At 31.3% G+C, this 19,308-nt stretch carries 17 protein-coding genes; all 17 read left to right on the top strand.

What is annotated here, in order from left to right; all coding sequences use genetic code 11:
• The first annotated feature begins 240 nt into the window (after window positions 1-240).
• The 17 genes from QMG30_RS01020 to QMG30_RS00940 all read left to right on the top strand — a co-directional run bounded on the left by QMG30_RS01020 (window position 241) and on the right by QMG30_RS00940 (window position 19,251).
• Window positions 241-1,215 carry an AraC family transcriptional regulator gene (locus QMG30_RS01020; RefSeq protein ID WP_281811328.1) on the top strand — a complete coding sequence of 325 codons (975 nt, stop codon included), beginning with the start codon at window positions 241-243 and terminating at the stop codon, window positions 1,213-1,215.
• 44 nt (window positions 1,216-1,259) lie between these two features.
• Window positions 1,260-1,973: an MgtC/SapB family protein gene (locus QMG30_RS01015; RefSeq protein ID WP_281811326.1), complete on the top strand. Its 714-nt coding sequence runs from the start codon at window positions 1,260-1,262 to the stop codon at window positions 1,971-1,973.
• A 54-nt stretch (window positions 1,974-2,027) separates the two neighbouring features.
• Window positions 2,028-2,696: a hypothetical protein gene (locus QMG30_RS01010; protein ID WP_281811323.1), complete on the top strand. Its 669-nt coding sequence runs from the start codon at window positions 2,028-2,030 to the stop codon at window positions 2,694-2,696.
• Window positions 2,697-3,066: 370 nt separating this feature from the next.
• Window positions 3,067-5,145 (top strand): ABC transporter substrate-binding protein, encoded by a 2,079-nt coding sequence (locus QMG30_RS01005; protein ID WP_281811321.1) that lies wholly within the window; start codon window positions 3,067-3,069, stop codon window positions 5,143-5,145.
• A gap of 295 nt (window positions 5,146-5,440) precedes the next feature.
• Complete coding sequence (locus QMG30_RS01000; RefSeq protein ID WP_281811319.1) at window positions 5,441-6,427, top strand: ABC transporter permease; 987 nt, start codon at window positions 5,441-5,443, stop codon at window positions 6,425-6,427.
• The gene (locus QMG30_RS00995) at window positions 6,427-7,620 is read left to right on the top strand and encodes an ABC transporter permease (protein WP_281811316.1); all 1,194 of its coding nucleotides are present in this window, start codon (window positions 6,427-6,429) and stop codon (window positions 7,618-7,620) included. Before QMG30_RS01000 ends, QMG30_RS00995 begins: the two co-directional genes overlap by 1 nt.
• 15 nt (window positions 7,621-7,635) lie before the next feature.
• Window positions 7,636-8,679 carry an ABC transporter ATP-binding protein gene (locus QMG30_RS00990; protein WP_281811314.1) on the top strand — a complete coding sequence of 348 codons (1,044 nt, stop codon included), beginning with the start codon at window positions 7,636-7,638 and terminating at the stop codon, window positions 8,677-8,679.
• 11 nt (window positions 8,680-8,690) lie between these two features.
• Window positions 8,691-9,683 carry an ABC transporter ATP-binding protein gene (locus QMG30_RS00985; RefSeq protein WP_281811312.1) on the top strand — a complete coding sequence of 331 codons (993 nt, stop codon included), beginning with the start codon at window positions 8,691-8,693 and terminating at the stop codon, window positions 9,681-9,683.
• A 116-nt stretch (window positions 9,684-9,799) separates the two neighbouring features.
• Window positions 9,800-10,759 (top strand): PHP domain-containing protein, encoded by a 960-nt coding sequence (locus tag QMG30_RS00980; protein ID WP_281811310.1) that lies wholly within the window; start codon window positions 9,800-9,802, stop codon window positions 10,757-10,759.
• Between the two features lie 44 nt (window positions 10,760-10,803).
• A complete protein-coding gene (locus tag QMG30_RS00975) occupies window positions 10,804-11,373 on the top strand; it encodes an HAD family hydrolase (RefSeq protein WP_281811284.1) in 570 nt (189 codons plus the stop codon).
• A 232-nt stretch (window positions 11,374-11,605) separates the two neighbouring features.
• Window positions 11,606-12,301 carry a response regulator transcription factor gene (locus QMG30_RS00970; protein ID WP_281811282.1) on the top strand — a complete coding sequence of 232 codons (696 nt, stop codon included), beginning with the start codon at window positions 11,606-11,608 and terminating at the stop codon, window positions 12,299-12,301.
• A 168-nt stretch (window positions 12,302-12,469) separates the two neighbouring features.
• Window positions 12,470-13,390, top strand: a complete 921-nt coding sequence (locus QMG30_RS00965) for an ABC transporter ATP-binding protein (protein ID WP_281811280.1) — start codon at window positions 12,470-12,472, stop codon at window positions 13,388-13,390.
• Window positions 13,383-14,165: an ABC transporter permease gene (locus QMG30_RS00960; protein ID WP_281811278.1), complete on the top strand. Its 783-nt coding sequence runs from the start codon at window positions 13,383-13,385 to the stop codon at window positions 14,163-14,165. The genes QMG30_RS00965 and QMG30_RS00960 overlap by 8 nt, the downstream gene beginning before the upstream one ends.
• Before the next feature lie 21 nt (window positions 14,166-14,186).
• Entirely contained in the window at window positions 14,187-15,095 is a 909-nt protein-coding gene (locus tag QMG30_RS00955) for a sensor histidine kinase (RefSeq protein WP_281811276.1), read from the top strand.
• A gap of 612 nt (window positions 15,096-15,707) precedes the next feature.
• Window positions 15,708-16,652 (top strand): ABC transporter permease, encoded by a 945-nt coding sequence (locus QMG30_RS00950; RefSeq protein WP_281811275.1) that lies wholly within the window; start codon window positions 15,708-15,710, stop codon window positions 16,650-16,652.
• Between the two features lie 13 nt (window positions 16,653-16,665).
• Window positions 16,666-17,565, top strand: coding sequence for a carbohydrate ABC transporter permease (locus tag QMG30_RS00945; protein WP_281811272.1), 900 nt, complete (start codon window positions 16,666-16,668; stop codon window positions 17,563-17,565).
• 69 nt (window positions 17,566-17,634) lie between these two features.
• Window positions 17,635-19,251 (top strand): type 2 periplasmic-binding domain-containing protein, encoded by a 1,617-nt coding sequence (locus tag QMG30_RS00940; protein ID WP_281811270.1) that lies wholly within the window; start codon window positions 17,635-17,637, stop codon window positions 19,249-19,251.
• The last annotated feature ends 57 nt before the right edge of the window (window positions 19,252-19,308 follow it).

The following is a 19,308-nucleotide window of genomic DNA, read 5'->3' as shown; positions in this document are numbered from 1 at the left end:
AATATATAATATAGTTATGACTAAACACATATTGATTGAATGTTTTGATTGCTGAATTATGACATGCAATCATTTTATTATCTTATAGGAAAGTCCTACTTTTAAGCATATGAAATAGGAGCGTTTTCATATGCGCTAAGGAAACTTTCCTAACGACAAATCCGCTGATGCGGAACGAGGCATAGCCTCTTTTGTTCTATTAAAACAGCAAATCTATATATGAATTTTGGAGGAAGACTTATGTTTGAAAACAATATAATTCAAATATCTAATAGATCCACAACAAATATAAATTTACATATCTATTACTGTGGTTCAGAAGAGTGCAGTCCCAATCAATCTTGGGGTTCAAAAGTTGTAGATCATTTCTTGATTTATTACATCCATGAAGGTAAAGGAATTCTTCAAGTGAATAATGTTAGTTATGATCTTCATGAAGGGCAAGGTTTTTTAGTTTCTCCTAATACGGTAACATACTTTGTTGCGGATAATGATGAGCCTTGGAAATATTCTTGGGTAGGATTTTCAGGTAATATTGCAACAGAATATTTATATCGAGCTAATTTATCCGTGAACAGTCCAACGTATACAGATAAAAATGATGATGACTTTTTGGAAGAATGTTTTAATAATATGATAGAGTTTGCCAAGTTTGGATTAGGTCATAATAGATACTGTAAAATGATGGCTGTCTTATACAATATAATCGCATATCTGAGAGATATAGCAGATAAGGAGGCTGTAAAAGAAAAACTAATAGATAGCGAATTCTATTATGTAAGAAAAGCATTGGAATTCATCAAAATGAATTTTTCTAAGGAAATATCAATAGCAGAGATATCAAGATATGTAAATATCGATAGAAAATATCTGCATCATGTATTTAAAAACAATCTGAATATGTCTCCGCAGAAATATGTTATTAACTATAGGATGAAAAAAGCATGTGAAATCATGAAAAACAGTATGTTATCCATATCCGGCATAGCACGTTCTGTAGGATATAAAGACCAGTTTCAGTTTTCGAAGATGTTTAAGAAAACGATAGGTATATCACCTAGCCAATACAAGAGAAATCTAAAAAATGATAATTCATCAACTAATGAAAACAAAGACAACCAGATCAGACTTCTTAATCAAATTATAGAGCAAAAAGATAGAGAGATAAATGAATTGAAACAATTTATCAACGACCATTATAATCCTATTATATGAGTATGCGTTTTGCTAACTGCATTATCGGGGAGGGGGTGAGATAAATGGAGCCATATGAAGTAGGAGTCAGATTGTTACTTGCGATTATTGTGGGAGGGTTGATTGGTTATGAACGAGAATTCAAGAATAGACCTGCTGGATTTCGTACTCATATATTAGTTTCTGTAGGTGCAACTGTAATTTCCCTTATTCAAATTGAAATGATTGAAAATACAAAAAAAATGATTATGGAGAATCCTATTCTAGCATCATCATTAAAAGCGGATATTGGAAGGATGGGTGCACAAGTAATAACGGGAATAGGCTTTCTTGGAGCAGGAACAATTATCCGTGAAAAGGGATTGGTTAAGGGACTAACGACAGCTGCATCCGTTTGGGTCGTATCTTGTATTGGATTAGCTATTGGGTTAGGTATGTATTTTATAAGTCTTGCTTCTTTGATAGCAGTATTAATTGCCCTCATTATCTTAAAGCGTGTGGAGAAGAAATTCATTGACCAATTTCAAAATATTGATTTTGAAATTTCATATAACACAGAAGATAATTTTCGAGAAAAGGCACAAAAATATTTTAAAAGAAAAAATGTCAAGGTAAGAAATATTAAATATATGGATATCCAAGAGGATGAATCCATAAAAACAAAATATAAAACAACAGTGTATACGGTAGAGGTTCCAAGATATATAAAAGGATCAAAGATTGTTCAAGATTTATGTCAATATACAGGGGCAATCGAGGTTAGAGAGATTACTAATTAAATGATTTCATCTAGTAGACCTTGTATTTAATTAGAAATTTAAGGAGGAATAAAATTGGATATAGAAATTGTTAAAAATTATGCACCACATATCTATTATGACAAAAAGGAGCCATTCATTCCACTGAGAGTTGGATATACAATATTATATGAATCGGGGATCTCTCCATCTTTTGATAGGTATATAGAAATTAAGGATACCGACTTTGTTATTGAATATGCCATATATTGGGATTTTGATATTCAACATTTATTTGACTTGGAACATATTTGGGTACACATTGATAATAAAGGTAATATTGTAGATTGTGAGGCTAGTTTTCACGGTAAATACATTAAAGCTTTAATGAAAGATAGAAGTAATATTGAGGATAAAACACATGTTAGATTATATTGTCAACCAGGTAAACATGCGTTTATGCCCAAAGCGGAGTATTTTTATATGATACCGAACATGTATGAAGTAAATGATGAGAAAGCAGGAATCGATGGATTAATAGTTACTGAAATTGGCAGAGGTAGATATGAGACCAATGAAAAAATTAATAAAATGGTTGAAAGATGTTTGAGAGGTTATAGATTTAAACCAAGTATGGAATTCCAAATGAAGAACATCACAGACGATATGTATGTAACTTGGGAAGAACTATATGTTGAGATACCAGAATTGATAAAGAATAAATTAGAAGAGATAAATAAAAAAGAGTTAGGAATTAAAATATAGACTAATGATTAGTTGCATTAATTTGATTAAATTAGATGTATTTAGCTAGGGATTACCAATTTTTTTTTGAAATATATGGTTAAGACATTAATACATAGAACTAGGACATAAGCATATTTACTATTATTTCAATATTGGTTAATATATATAATATAAGTACAAAAATTAATGATTTATATATAATAAATGCATAAAAAATAAAAAAATATTTAAAAATATTAGCCTAAATAGTACTAAAAAATATATTGAATATGCACATATTATATGCATTAATTATATCAAAATTGTAGACTTATTTTTTAATGAATTAAATTATTATTGTTTGAAAGTGTTGAATTATTAAACAGTAGACGGAGGAGGGTTTATCATTATGTTTAAGAAAATATGTACGTTTATGTTGGTATGTATCATGACTATTAGTATGATTGGGTGTAGTTCCACACCGAAAGAGACAACTTCTGATGAAGAAAACGATGTTGATACTAATATTTCAAATAGTGATACTACAGAATTACAAAAAGAGGCACCAATGTTAGCTGAAAAAGTAAAAGCTGGAGAACTTCCTAGTCTTGAATATCGTTTACCTATTACCGAAGATGTCATGGTGGAGTCAGATATTGAAGAACTAGGTATATATGGTGGAAATATTGTTACTACAACTCATGATCATGCTCATTGGACATGGGGACCTTACACTGAGCAGAGTATGTTCCGGTTTAAACAGGATGGTTCTGGTGAAGTAGAACCAAATGTATGTAAAGATTTTCATGCTAATGAAGATAGTACCGTATGGACAATTGAACTTAGGGAAGGTATGAAATGGTCTGATGGGGAACCTTTTACAGCTGATGATGTTCTTTTCTATTATAATCATATGTCAACACCTGCATTAAATGCTGATAGAACACCTGTTAATGTTGGTGATGAAAATTATTATAATGCGTTTACATCAAAACCTTATCGTTGTTACTATGTAATAAAAGATGAAAAAAACTATTGGGCTGAATTTGAAAAAGTGGATGATTATGAATTAACAATTACTTTTGCAGCACCAAAGCCAAATTTTCCAGAAGCTGTAGCAGTAGATAATAAATGGATGTTTGCTCCTAAACATGTCTATAAAGATTTTGTTGCCCGTAAAGATGGTGTAACAGATGATGAAACTTTTCCTCTCATAACAGAAGAAGAAGCTCTTGCTAATGCGAATAAAACACTTGAAAAGCAATGGGATTCATATACGACTATGGGAAAAGGTGTAGGATACTATAATTGGGATTATTATCAAATACCTCAATTAAGAAGTTTTATTGCCACAAAGAACAATTGGGACAAAGTTGGCGAAACATATGAATTAGTTAGAAATCCATATTTTTGGAAAACAGATAGCGAAGGTAGACAATTACCATATGTGGATAGTATTAAAATTCAGATCATCAATGAGCTTGATCAAGTAACTCTAAAAGCGGTAGCTGGAGAATTTAACTTTCTACTAATGAAACCAGAACAATATTCAACAATAGCAAGTTCTACAAAAGATACCCATAGAGTATCTAAATGGAGTGATGTAACATGGGCTCAATTTGGTTTTTGTTTAAATCCAACTCATAAAGATTTAGATAAAAGAAAATTATATCAAGATAAACGTTTTAGACAAGCGTTATCTATAGCAGTGGATAGAAACTTGTTGAATTCAACCTTGGCAAATAATCAACTAGAACCTTGGCAATTGTCACCTGCAAAAGGTATGCTTGGCTACGATGAAGAATGGTCTAAAAAATGGACAGAATATGATGTGGAAAAAGCAAATAAAATACTTGATGATATAACAGAACCATGGGTTGGAAAACAAGGAACTTATCGTAAAATGAAGGGAACTGATAAAGAGGTAGAATTACTTTTCTATATTAGTGAAGATAAAATGAAAGAAAATGCAGAGTTTTTATCATTATTGCAATCAGCTTATAAGAAAATCGGTGTAAAAGTTAGTAGCAAGATAGAAGCAGATATTTCAAAAATGGATTTAGCTAATGATCATGACACATCCATTCGATTACCTTATGGTGCTACACCTGTTTTGCGTCCTGATTCAATGGTTCCAATGAGAAATTATGAGGCTTGGTATGGAGCTTATGGTAAATGGTATGAGGATAACAAATCAGAAGTTAACGGAGGAATTGAACCTACGGGAGATATGTTAGAGTTAGTTAAAGCTTATGAAAACATTATAACTGCTACTGGCACTGATAGAAATAAAGTAGTTTCTGAAACTGCACAAAAAATATATGACTTACATAAAGAAAATATTTGGGGTATTGGATTTTTATCACCTGCTCCTGCTAGATTTCTTATTGGCAATGATTTGAAAAATTACCCAGATGGTTTAGTGCTTGCAGATGAATTTAGATTTGAAAATCTTGCTAGATTTGAACAAGCGTATATAGTTAAGTAGATTTTATATGTTTTAAATAGTGAGTTCTAAAGTATTTAACTTAATTATTAATATGTAGAATTTATTTTAAGTAAATTCTACATATTGTTTTAAATAAGAATACAATAAAAATTTAATAAATGTGTATCGTATTAGTTTGTTAACTAAGTTGAAATTAGTTCACCTCAATTTAATAAGTTTAATAACTTAAATAATTTTTTGGTGCCGATTATTTAATGTTACACATATATTTTGGCTTTTCTAATCTACTATATTCATTGAAATTCTTAAAAATATTATAATAAAGGTGATTAAGATGACAAAATTTATTCTTAAAAGAATATTTATGGCTTGTATAACGATTTTTATTATTACATTTGCTGTTTTTGTGGTTATACAGCTTCCGCCTGGTGATTATGTTGATACTATAGTTACTAATATGATTGCTGAAGGGGAAACGGTAACTCAAGATGAGGTAGAATTATTGAAAGAAATGTATGGTGTTGATAAACCAATTTTAGAACAATACTTTAGTTGGCTTACAGGGATATTTAAAGGTGATTGGGGAATATCTTTTTATTATAACCAAGAGGTTCTATCTAAGATTGGAGAAGTTTTAGGTAATACATTATTATTATCTTTTGTAACAATGTTATTTACTTATTTAGTTTCTATTCCTATAGCCATATATGCTGCTAAACACCAATATTCAATTGGAGATTATATTTTTACATTTATTGGATTCTTAGGAATGGCAATACCGAATTTTTTATTTGCAATTGTTTTAATGTTTGCTTCGTACAAGTGGTTCGGAAAACCACTTATGGGATTATTTCCAGAGGGTGGTATAACCTCGTGGGCATCATTTGTAGATTTTTTATCACATTTAATTATACCAATTATTGTTATTGGAACAGGTGGAACTTGTAGTTTGATTCGTATTGTTCGTGCACAAATGTTAGATGAACAAGAAAAACCATATGTACTATGTACTAGAGCAAAAGGAGTAAGTGAAAGTACGATTACGTATAAATATGCCATGAGATCTGTACTTAATCCAATAGTAGCTGGATTAGGACCTATGATTTCAAACATTTTTACTGGTTCAACTATTACTGCAATTGTGTTAATGCTTCCAACTCAAGGACCAATACTTTTGAAAGCGCTTCAATCTCAAGATGTATATTTATCAGGTGGTATTTTATTAATATCTGCTACATTAGTAGTTTTGGGAACATTATTATCGGACATACTGTTAGCAGTATTGGATCCTAGAATAAAACATATGGAGGAAAGTAAATAATGGAAAAACAAAAGATTAATGTTTCTTTCCTTCAGAATTTATTTGATAAGGAAAGACGTCAAAAAAAGAAGAAAGAAAAACAAATTCGTAAACAAGAAAAATATTATTTAGCATCCCAATGGCAGTTAATGTATCGAAAGCTTATCAAACATAGATTAGCTGTTATAAGTTTTTGGATTTTAGGTATTTTATATTTTGGAGTTATTTTTGCTGGTTTTCTAGCACCAAAAGGTTTGGAAGATTTTTCGGCTTCTTACTCCAATGCACCACCTAGCAAAATTCATTTTAAGCATGATGGTAAATGGGTAGGTCCTTTTGTATATCCAAATGAAATAGCATATGATGAATATGAAATGAAATATTTCAAGGAAAATAAAAGTCAACCATACAAAATTGATTTCTTTGTCAAAGGGACACCTTATAAGATACTGGGTTTATTCAAAAGTGATATTCACTTGTATGGAGTAGATAATTCCAATCTTCCAGAAGGAGAAGAACCCATTCAAATAATGCTTTTTGGAGCTGATCAATTAGGAAGAGATTTATTTTCAAGAATATTAATTGGTAGTCAAGTATCCTTAACGATACCTCTTGTTGGTACAGCTATTTCATTTGTACTGGCATTATTAATGGGTAGTATTTCTGGATATTACGGTGGGATTATAGATACTATCATACAGAGAATTATTGAGGTATTGACATCATTTCCTACGTTACCATTATGGATGGCATTATCAGCTGCAATTCCTGCAGGTATTGGTATAATAAAAGTATATCTATACATAACGATAATCATGTCATTATTAAGTTGGCCGAAATTAGCAAGAGTAGTTAGAAGTAAATTTTTATCATTAAAGAATGAAGATTATGTTACTGCTGCAAGATTATGTGGAGTAAGTGATTTTAAAATTGTGGTTAAACACCTTGTGCCAGGATTCATGAGTTATTTAATAGTTAGCCTTACACTTGGTATTCCTGCAATGATATTAGGTGAAACATCTATGAGTTTTCTTGGCTTGGGAATGCGTTCCCCAGCCACTAGCTGGGGAGTATTACTTCAAGAATGTCAAAGCATCCCTAATATTGCTAATCATCCATGGAAACTTATCCCTGTTATATACGTTATCATAACGGTTCTTGCTTATAATTTCTTAGGCGATGGATTACGTGATTCAGCTGACCCATATAAGTAAGTGAGGTGAAATATTATGAATAATAGAATAGATAGTATGTCTAATATAGAAAATACCAATATTCTTGAAGTAAAGGATTTAGAGGTAAAGATAAAATTAGATGAGGGAATCTTAACCCCAGTGAGAGGAGTAAGTTTTAATATAAAAGAACAAGAAACTCTAGGACTTGTTGGTGAGTCTGGGTGTGGTAAAAGTCTTACATCTAAAGCTATTTTAGGAATTAATAATAAAAACTGCATTAGAAGCGGTAGTGTTATGTTTAAAATGGATAATAGGTGTATCAATCTTCTAGAGTATAAGAGAAAAAGTAAAGAGCTTAGAAAAATTAGAGGAAAGAAAATATCAATGATTTTTCAAGAGCCTATGACATCTTTTTCTCCATTGTATACTGTTGGTAATCAAATATCAGAAGCAGTTCGTTTACATATAACTAAAAATAAAAAAGAAGCAGAAAAGATATCAATTAAAATGATGACTAGAGTTGGAATTGCTGATGCTTCAAAAAGATTTAATCAGTACCCTCATGAATTTTCAGGAGGGATGTTACAACGAGCACTTATAGCTATGTCGCTAGTCTGTAATCCTAAGTTGCTAATTGCAGATGAACCTACTACTGCACTAGATGTTACTATACAAGCTCAGATTTTAGAGCTTATGAAGGAATTGCAGAAGGAATTTAAGATGTCAATTTTATATATTACACATGATTTGGGTACTGTGGCAAAAATGTGTGATAAAGTTGCAGTCATGTATTTAGGAAGAATTGTTGAATATGCATCTGTATACGAAATCTTTAAGAATCCTATGCATCCATATACAAGAGGCTTAATTGGTTCTGTACATAATATTGGAGCTTCAAAAGAAAAATTATTTTCTATTGAAGGTACAGTACCTTTAGCTATGAATTTACCAGACAGGTGTTCTTTTTATGATAGATGTACTTCTCGTGATGATAAGAAATGTTTAGCTAAAGAACCTTGCTTAACTCAAGTTAGTGAAGATCATTATGTAGCTTGTTATAACATTGATAATAATAAAATAAATGACATTAATAAATAAGGAGGAGTAATATGTCAGAAGTAATATTAAAAATAAAAGATTTAGATAAAGTTTTCTCCTCTAAAAAAGCAGATATAAAAGCAGTTAATGGTGTGAGCTTTGAAGTTGATAAAGGAGAAACTATTGGAGTTGTTGGCGAATCAGGTTGTGGAAAATCAACACTTGGTCGTTGTATCGTTAACGCACATAAGCCGACTAAGGGAGAAATAATATATAAATCAAAAGATGGTAGGGAATATGATTTAGCAAATATTGATAAAAAATTACTTAAGCAATTACGAAAAGAAATACAGATGATTTTTCAAGATCCCTATTCATCATTAGATCCTAGAATGACTGTATATGATATCATTTCTGAACCTCTAAAGGCTAATTTCAAATTATCTAAAAAAGAAATTGAAACAAAGGTTAAAGATATTGCAACGAAAGTTGGATTGAATCCTTCATATTTGATGAGGTATCCTCATGCTTTTTCTGGTGGACAACGTCAAAGAATTGGAATAGCTAGAGCTTTGGTGCTATTTCCACAGTTAATTGTTTGTGATGAATCAGTTTCTGCATTGGATGTTTCTGTACAAGCACAGGTAATTAACCTTTTGAAAGAGCTTCAAAATGAACTTGATCTAACCTATATTTTTATTAGTCATGATTTATCAGTAGTAGAGTATATATCAGATAAGATAGCTGTAATGTATTTAGGTAAAATAGTAGAATATTGTAAAACAGATGAATTGTTCAAAAAACCTCTTCATCCATATACAGAAGCCTTATTGTCGGCAGTTCCAGTAGCTGATCCTACTAAAATATCTGATAGAATCCCATTAGAAGGAGAGATTCCTAATCCTGCAGATCCTCCAAAAGGGTGTTTTTTCCATACACGTTGTAAATATTGTGTGGATGAATGTAAAACAAAAAATGTAGAGTTGATAGAAAAAGAACCGAATCACTTTGTAGCATGTCATAGGGCTAATGAAATTGATTTGAAAGGTATTATAAATAAATAATAGAATTACGAAAGTTAGAAAGCCAATTATGTATTAATGAGACCATATAACTAATAGAACTAGTGGAGAAACTTAATACTGATATTTTATTTAATTATGAAAGGATATTTGTAAAATTGAAAGATAAAGTATACTTGGATAAAGAAAAACCATTTTTTAAAGGAAACCTACATACACATACTACTGTATCGGATGGTGCTTTTTCTCCGCAAGAGACAGCAAAATTATATAAAGATGCAGGATATGATTTTTTAGCACTAACCGATCATGATATCTATGGAAAATACGATGAATTAAATAGTGAAGATTTTATAGTATTACCAGCAATGGAGAAAGGCAAGATGGCACCAAATCCATCAAGAAATCTAGGGTTTCACTTAAGCGCAATTGACGATCCTACTGTAAAGGTAAAAGAAAGATATTCTCATCTTGATAATTTTACTGAACGGGAAAAGTGGGAAGGATTATTAACTGTTCAAAATAAAATAAATGAAATGAGAGAAAAAGGTAATATTGTAATATATAATCACCCTGAATGGTCAATGCATACATATGACATGTTAGAGCAATTAGATGGGTACTTCGCGTTAGAAATTTATAATCATGGTAGTGAATTCAATACTAGTGGATCTTATGGTGCTAGTTTTTGGGATTACTTATTAAGAAAAGGTAGAAAAGTTTTTGGGATAGCATCTGATGATGCACATTTCCAATGGACTGATACTGTAATAAAAGATCACTTTGGTGGTTGGGTTATGGTACAGGTAGATAGTTTATCTCATGCAAATATAGTGACAGCTCTAAAAAAGGGGGATTACTATTCAAGTACTGGACCTGAAATCTACAGTTTAAGTGTAGAGGATGGGTTTGTAAAAGTCGAATGTTCAGAATGTAAGTTCATAGAATTTAAAGCTTATCCAGAACGAGGGGGTATATTCTTTAATAAAGATGCATCTCCATTAACTAAAGCTAATTTAAGAATAAAGAAAGAGATGGTATATATTAGAGTTGAATGTGTTGATTATAAGGGAAATATAGGTTATAGTAATCCGATTTTTATTAAGGATCTATATTAATGCCTCATAATTAGAGATTAACTATAGAGAAATGGAGCAATGTGATGGAAAAGAAGATAGTTATTTTTATTGATAGTGGAGATACTATTGTAGATGAGAGTACTGAAGTATATGATGAAGACAGTAAATTGGTTTTAAAAGCTGATTTGATACCAGGAGCCAAAGAAATGCTAATTACTCTTAAAGAAAAAGGATATACTATAATAATGGTAGCAGATGGCTATCGTCAATCTTTTATAAATGTTCATACTTTACATGAGGTATATGATTATTATGATGGGTGTATCTATTCTGAAGATATTGGAGTTTGTAAACCTGATCCAAAAATGTTTGAATCAGCCTTAGAAGTTGCAGGGTTAACAAAGTATGATTGTTATCGGGTAGTTATGGTGGGGAACAATTTATCTAGGGATATTAAAGGAGCTAATGAGATGAATATGATTAGTGTACATTTAGATTGGACTCCCAGATACCCCAAACGACCAAGTGATGAGAGTGAGATGCCGGACTATATCATTCACAAACCAATGGAACTTGTAGGGTTGGTAGAGAAAATTAATGATACATTAGCAGCAGAATTTAATCAAAAATCAAAAATCAATAATATCAGATAAAATGGATTATAAAAAGTGCCTATGCTTTTGAAGAAGAGTATAGGTACTTTTGAATGCAATGAATATAACTAATAACGTTCATATTATTCGTATCTTGGACTAACTAGTATAGTTTGTATAGTAGATTTATTGAATAATATTGAAATAAATATGATATAGGTATAAAATTATATACGACTTTGTTTTGATAGGAATAGAGTATTTAAAAATTAATTATAGATTAGGAGTAGCTATGTACCAAGAACATATTTTAGTAGTAGAAGATGATGTTGATGTTAACAACTTGATTACAAAAATATTAGAAAAGAAAAGTTATCAAGTGACCCAAGCTTTTTCTGGAAGTGAAGCGTCACTACAATTATCTATATCTGAATTTAATATAGTGTTACTTGATCTTATGATACCTGGCATAACGGGAGAGGAATTGATTAAGGAATTCAGAAGAGAGAAAGAAACCCCAATACTTGTTATCTCAGCAAAAACCTCTCTAGAAGATAAGGTTAATGTTCTGAATATAGGGGCAGATGATTATATGACCAAACCTTTTGAAACAGAAGAAATTCTAGCTAGAGTCAACTCAATGCTAAGGAGATATAGAAGATTCTCTTCACAGACAAATGATAAAAGTGAGTATAGGTTCAAAAAATTGATACTAGACGAAGAGTCAAGACATGTAGAGGTTGATGGAGTAGATATATGTTTGACTAGACATGAATTCGATATCTTGTGTATTCTGCTTAAGAATCCCAATAAGGTATACTCAAGAGAATCTCTGTATGAACAAGTTTGGAAGAATGGTTATTATGGAGAAGATAATTCTGTTAATGTTCATGTTAGTAATATAAGGAAGAAAATAAAGAAAATAGTAGGAGAAGGAGAAGAATATATAAAAACAGTATGGGGAATAGGATTTAAACTAAGCAATTAAAAGTATAATCTTTAAACTTTCTTTAAACTTTCTTGAATATTTATTAAAGATATTTATGTATCATTAGTAGTGTACTTGTTAATGAGCAATTAACTCAAATACCTCAAGAATATTGATTGAGAGAGTTGAGTAATTAAACATAATGAATAGCAAAAGAAGGAGATAAAAATGAAGGAAGTTATAAGGACTCATAAATTATCTAAGGCATATGGAGAAGATGTTGCCTTATCAAATATAAATATAACTGTAGGGCAAGGTGATATTTATGGTTTGGTTGGAAACAATGGAGCAGGTAAAACAACCCTCCTAAGAATTTTGACAGGACAAACAGTAGCTTCTAGTGGAGATTACGAATTGTTTTCTAAGTCATCTGATAAAGAATTACTACGTATAAGAAAAAAGATTGGGTCAATTATTGAAGCTCCCGGTTTTTACTCTGATCTGACAGTATGGCAAAATATGGAGTACTATCGTATACAAAGAGGTATTCCAGGTAAGGATAGAATCACTAAAGTCCTAGAAGAAGTTAATTTACTTTATGCTAAGAAAAAGAAATTTGCAGATTTGTCTCTAGGTATGAAACAAAGGTTGGGCTTGGCTCTTGCCATTATGACAGAACCAGACTTATTGCTTCTTGATGAACCAATCAATGGATTAGATCCATCTGGTATCGTTGAGATTAGGAACTTACTGTTGAAACTTAATAAAGAAAAAAACATTACAATATTGATTTCTAGTCATATACTTACAGAGTTATCCAATATTGCGACTTGTTATGGTTTCCTGAATAAAGGTAAGTTGGTAGAACAGATATCAACTGAAGAGTTAGGAGAAAAATGTAAGAGCTTTATTGAAATCAAAGTGACTAATGCCAATAAATTATCAGCATTATTAGAACAAAAACTAGGCTATAAAGATTTCAAAGTTCTACAGAATAACATCATACATATATTCGACAACAATTCTAGAGTTGAACAGATTAGCGAGCTTGCAGTATGTAATGGTATAGGTTTGCTGGAAATAAAAGAAAAGTCCGTCAACCTGGAAAATTACTACATGTCCTTGATAGGAGGTGTTGTAAATGATTAATTATATGAAAAGTGAGATGTATCGTAATGTACGTACGAAAGGTAATTACAAATTTCTCTTTGGATTGATGGGGTTTGTAATATTTATAAATGTAGCATTGGGGATTTATGCTAATAGTCAGGTTGATTTTCCTTATGGAAATACAAATTTTTCCTTATCAAGTTTATATTCTTCGCTAACTGTTCCGATGTGTCTATGCTTGATATTATGTTCAACAGTTTTTGGACAAGAATATAAATGTCATACATTAAAGAATTCTGTTTCATACGGAATTTCTAGAACTCATATTTATTTTGGAAAATTAATAATGGAGATAGTTATATCTTTTATAAATTTCATATGTATCACTGGAGCTTATATTATTAGTGCATATGTGATGCTTGAAGATAGTGGACCAATATATCTTGAAAATTTGTTTCATGCATTGATAGGAGGTATACCACTATTCATATTCAGTCTAGTGGTTGCCCATTCATTTTTATCTATATATGATAATGAAAGAACAACTGCAATGGCAGTACAGTGGGCAATCATAGTAATCATTATACCTAATATCTTAGCTCTAGCTGGTAAAAAAATCTCTATTTGCAGAACCATAGCTAGTTGGATGCCATGGAATCTAGCTTCCTCCAGTTATGACAGAATAGCTAATAGAATGATTATGCCAGTAAGCACGGATGAAGGTTTTATAAAATGCTATATAGCTGGGATTATAGGCAGTATAATATTTTTGATATTAGGACTTGTATTTTTTAATAAGAAGGAGATCAAATAGATAGAAAGAGGTGTGCAGAGAATGGAATGGGTACTGATTATTTTGTTAATACCAAGTGTGTATTTTTCTGCACGCTTTTTATTGCTTTCAAATAACATCAGAGAAGTGACAAAAGATTATAAAGAAATTCATCAAAACTCAGAATCAAATAGTAAGTTGACACTTAAATTTCCTGATAGGAGTTTTGAGAGGTTATTGGTGCAAATCAATAATCATCTGGCGAAAACACAATTAGATAGAATCAGATATGCTAAAAGAGAAGAAGAAATAAGAAAAGAGATAGAAAACATATCTCATGATCTTAGAACACCTTTAACTTCAATACGAGGTTATCTGGAACTATTGAACGATGAAACTACTACAGAAGAAGAAAGAAAAGAATATATCAGTGTAGTAGAAAGAAAAGCAAAAGGTTTACATAATCTAATTGAAACTTTCTATGATTTATCTAGATTGGAAGGTAATAATTATAGGATTAATCTAGAAACCATGGATATAAATAAAGAGTTAAGGGAACATCTATTATTGTTTTATAATGATTTCGAAAAGAAACATATCAATGTGGAACTTGACCTTTGCAGAAATCAAGTAGATGTACAATTAGATAAAATAGCAATAGAGAGAGTGTTCAATAACTTGATACAAAATTCCATCAGATATGCGAAAACTAGTTTTAGAGTAGTGTCAAAAATCAAAGATAAATCAGTTGACATAACATTCGGAAATGACATTCAACAAATGGATAAAGAAGAAGTCGAACTATTGTTCAATAGGTTTTATATGGGAGATGCTTCAAGAAATAATAATAGTTCTGGACTTGGTCTTACCATTACTAAGCTTCTAGTTGAAACCATGGGAGGAAAGATCAATGCAGAAATTATAGATGGATGGATTATATTTAAAGTGAAATTCACACTAATGAATCATTAGGGACGGACCTTTTTGATTCACTAAATATGTATAAATAAGTTCATATTAGATTTGATATTTGATGAGATTTCAGTACATAACTGTTATCTCATCTTTTTTTGAAGATAGGTTAAGTTCTACTTCCTGTTTCTTCTAAGAATTACATTTCTTTTCATCATTAAAAATTTAAAATTTTGAAGTCGGTCTCAGTTATAAACAATCCAAAAACAGAAATAAATTATATGCTTAAAAAGTTAATTAAAATTAATTATTGTTAGCTAATTTTTATAATGATTAATAAGGCAAAAAAAGAGAATTAATTATTAATTATTTACTTAAAAATGATAAAATATACAATAAAACAATATAATTAGGGTAAAATTAAGTAAAAAACAATAAAATGTTATTGACAAAAGCACTTAATGATGATAAATTAGTAAACATAAGTTAATTAATGTTAAGTAACTTTAAATGTGTTCTCTTATAGGGAAGTTCTGCTTTTTAAGCATATGAAATAGGAGCATTTCCATATGCGTTAAGGAAACTTTCCAAACGGACAAATCCGCTTAGCGGAACGAGGCGTAGTCTCTTTTGTTTTATAAAGCTAATAGGGAAGGATTAGGTGAAAAATTTATGAGCACAAGGGTTTTTAAGCAATCGGGAATGAGCAAAAAAAATAGATTCTTGAAGCGGTTGAAGAAAGATTATCCGTTATGGCTATTTGTACTTCCCGGGATTATTATTACTTTTATTTTTAGTTATGTACCTTTATATGGAGTTCAGATAGCGTTTAGGAATTTTAATCCTAAGTTGGGTTTTTTTGGGAGTCCTTGGGTAGGATTAGAACACTTTAAGAGATTTTTTGATTCGCCTTATTTTTTTACAACGATAAAGAATACTTTTGTTCTTAGTCTGTATTCTTTGATCGCAGGATTTCCTATACCAATTCTCTTAGCATTGATATTAAACTCTTTTCGACATAAAAAATATCGAAAAGTAATCCAAACCGTTACCTATGCACCTAACTTCATTTCCACAGTAGTAATGTGTGGTATGTTGTTGCTTTTCTTATCTCCCAGTGTAGGTATAATCAATAACGTCATTGAATTCTTTGGGGGAAACAATATCAACTTTATGGCTGAAAAAGATTACTGGAGGCATATATATGTTTGGTCTGGTGTCTGGCAGGGTATGGGTTGGAGTTCTGTAATTTATTTTGCAGCATTATCGTCAGTAAGTCCAGAATTGCATGAAGCAGCAATTGTTGATGGGGCAACTAAGTTTCAGATTGTAAGGTATATCGATTTTCCAAGCATAATCCCTACAGCAACTATTTTGTTGATACTTAGTTGTGGAAGCATCTTATCTGTAGGATTCGAAAAAGTTTTCTTATTACAGAATGACTTGAACTTAAGTGTTTCTCAGGTAATTTCTACATATGTGTATAAGGTAGGCCTTATTGATAATAATATCTCCTATTCTTCGGCGATCGGGTTGTTTAATTCAGCAGTCAATGCAATTTTATTGATAGTAGTAAATAGAATATCCAAAAAATTATCTGGAATCAGTTTGTGGTAAGGAGAGGGAATCGATGAGAAAAAAACGTTCAAAACAAGACAAGATATATGACACTATTATCTTTATAATACTTACTATCATTTTTGCTGTTGTTGCTTATCCATTATATTTTATTGTTATTTCATCAATAAGTAATCCAGAAGCTGTATCAAGTGGTAGGGTATTTCTATTTCCTGTAGGATTAACATTTGATGGATATATGGAAGTTTTTAAAAACCAACAAGTAGTTTCAGGATTTTTGAACTCTCTATTCTATACATTTTGTGGTGTCATGTTGAATCTAGCATTGACATTACCGACAGCATATGCTTTGTCAAGAAATAAATTCGGGGGTAAGAAAATAGTTACCATATTTTATGTTATTACCATGTTTGTTAGCGGGGGGATGATTCCTACATATTTGGTAGTCAAAAATCTGCATCTACTAGATTCAATGTTCGCTCTTATTCTACCAGGGGCTTTAGGCGTATATAACATGATTGTAGCAAGAACTTTCTTCAAAATGAATATTTCAGAAGAATTATATGATGCTGCAGCTATTGATGGATGCGCAGAAGCAAAATTCTTTTTCAAGATTGCTCTACCATTGTCAAAGGCTATCATTGCAATCATGGTACTTTACTATGGGGTAGGACATTGGAATTCATATTTCTCTGCATTACTATATATGAAGACAGAAACCAAGTTCCCATTACAGCTTGTGTTAAGGTCCATATTGGTTCAGAACCAAAGCCATCTGTCGCAAACGATAACTACAGCAGCTCAGCAAGAGGCACTAGAACAAAGAAGACAATTGATGGAATTGATGAAATACTCATTGATTATAGTGTCAAGTTTACCAGTATTGATTATGTATCCATTAGTTCAAAAGCATTTTGTTAAAGGGGTAATGATAGGTTCTATAAAAGGATAGCTGAAATTGGGCTTAAGTCTTTAATGTTAAGACTGAGTTATATATGCAATAAAAAAGGAGGAAGTTTTAATGAAAAACAAGAAATTAATTACAGTTATGCTAATCATTGTTTTAAGTTTTACAATCATATCATCCGGATGTGGTAACAAAGCAAGTAAAACATCTAAGGGTAAACAGGAAATCAGTACTACCGTAGATGAAAATGGGAAAATCAATGGTTTGATGTACAAGGAAGGGTTGCCAATAGTTGATCCATCAGACTATAGCTTTTCTATTTTTACCGATGGAACCAAAACAACAGATGACTTCTATTTGATGCCAAAACTGGAAGAGCAAACAGGAATTAACGTAGATGTACAGCTTTTCCCTTATGAAGTAGCAAAAGAGAAATATAGCTTATCTCTTAATTCTGGTGATTATGCCGATTGTATCGGTGGATGGATCTTGTCAGCAACTGATATCTTGAAATTCGGTGTGGAGATGGGAACATTCTTACCACTTGAAGAGTACTTCGAGAAATTCGCACCTAACATCCAAGAAGTACTTGAACTCGAAGGGGTAAGCGATATTATGACAGCACCAGACGGTCATATATATTCAATACCTTATGTATTATCAGCACCAAAAGTAGACTTTAATCCATATATCAACACGCGTTGGCTAGACAATCTAGGACTTAAGGTGCCAACTACAACAGAAGAATTGAAAGATGTGTTGAGAGCATTCAAAGAAAAAGACGCTAATGGAAATGGCGATCCAAATGATGAGATACCATTCTCCTTCGACCCTGTCAATAAGAATCTTGGTTATTATGCCGGATGGTTCGGAATGCCTGTCAATGACTATGGATTCACCATGGTTGGTGAGAAACTCACATTCGGAGCTAATAGTGAACCATATAAAAATATGGTTAAGTACATGAGAGATTTATTTAATGAAGAGTTGTTAGACCCAGAAATGTTCACCATTGACCAAGCTCAATGGAAAGCAAAAGGAAGTACTGACATATATGGAGTAGCTATGATGTATGGAAGTGGAGATATAATGCCATTTGAAGCTGGAGAAATTCCAGAGTGGGTGCCACTCCCAGTATTAAGTAGTGAATTCACTGATGAACCACTTTGGTTCCGTGACAGTTATGGAACATCAGTACTTAAAAATCAAGCAGTCATTACCGATAATGCAGAAAATCCAGAAGTAATCGTAAGATGGTGGGATAATATGTTCCAATTAGAAAATTCTATTCAGACTAATGGTGGTCCTTTGGACATAGTAGTCTTCAAAGATGGTGATAATTATTACACTGACAACAGTAAGTTGACAGAAGAAGAAAAAGACAAGTACAGTTGGGTTAACTTATATCCACAATCATTACCAAGATATATACCAACAGACTTTAAATTCATTGAAAAGGTACCTATGTTCCAAGAAAAAGACCATGTTGATGAATTATATGAACCATATCTTATGGAACATACTATTCCACAATATTGGGCAACAGCAGAAGAAAGTGCAAAATTATCAGATATCCAAACAGCAATTGCTGATTACATAAGAGAAAAAACAGCTCAATGGATTGCAGGACAGGCAGACATAGAAACAGATTGGGATAATTATCTTAATCAATTAGATAAATTGAAGCTTAATGATTATATTGAGATGAGAAAAAAAGCTATAAATCAATAATTATAGAAGATGGCTATGGCCAAAGTCATAACCATCTTTAATAAATTTTTTTAATGG

This window comes from Vallitalea longa (assembly GCF_027923465.1).
Lineage (GTDB): Bacteria > Bacillota > Clostridia > Lachnospirales > Vallitaleaceae > Vallitalea > Vallitalea longa.
This window is presented reverse-complemented; position numbering and strand designations above follow the sequence as displayed.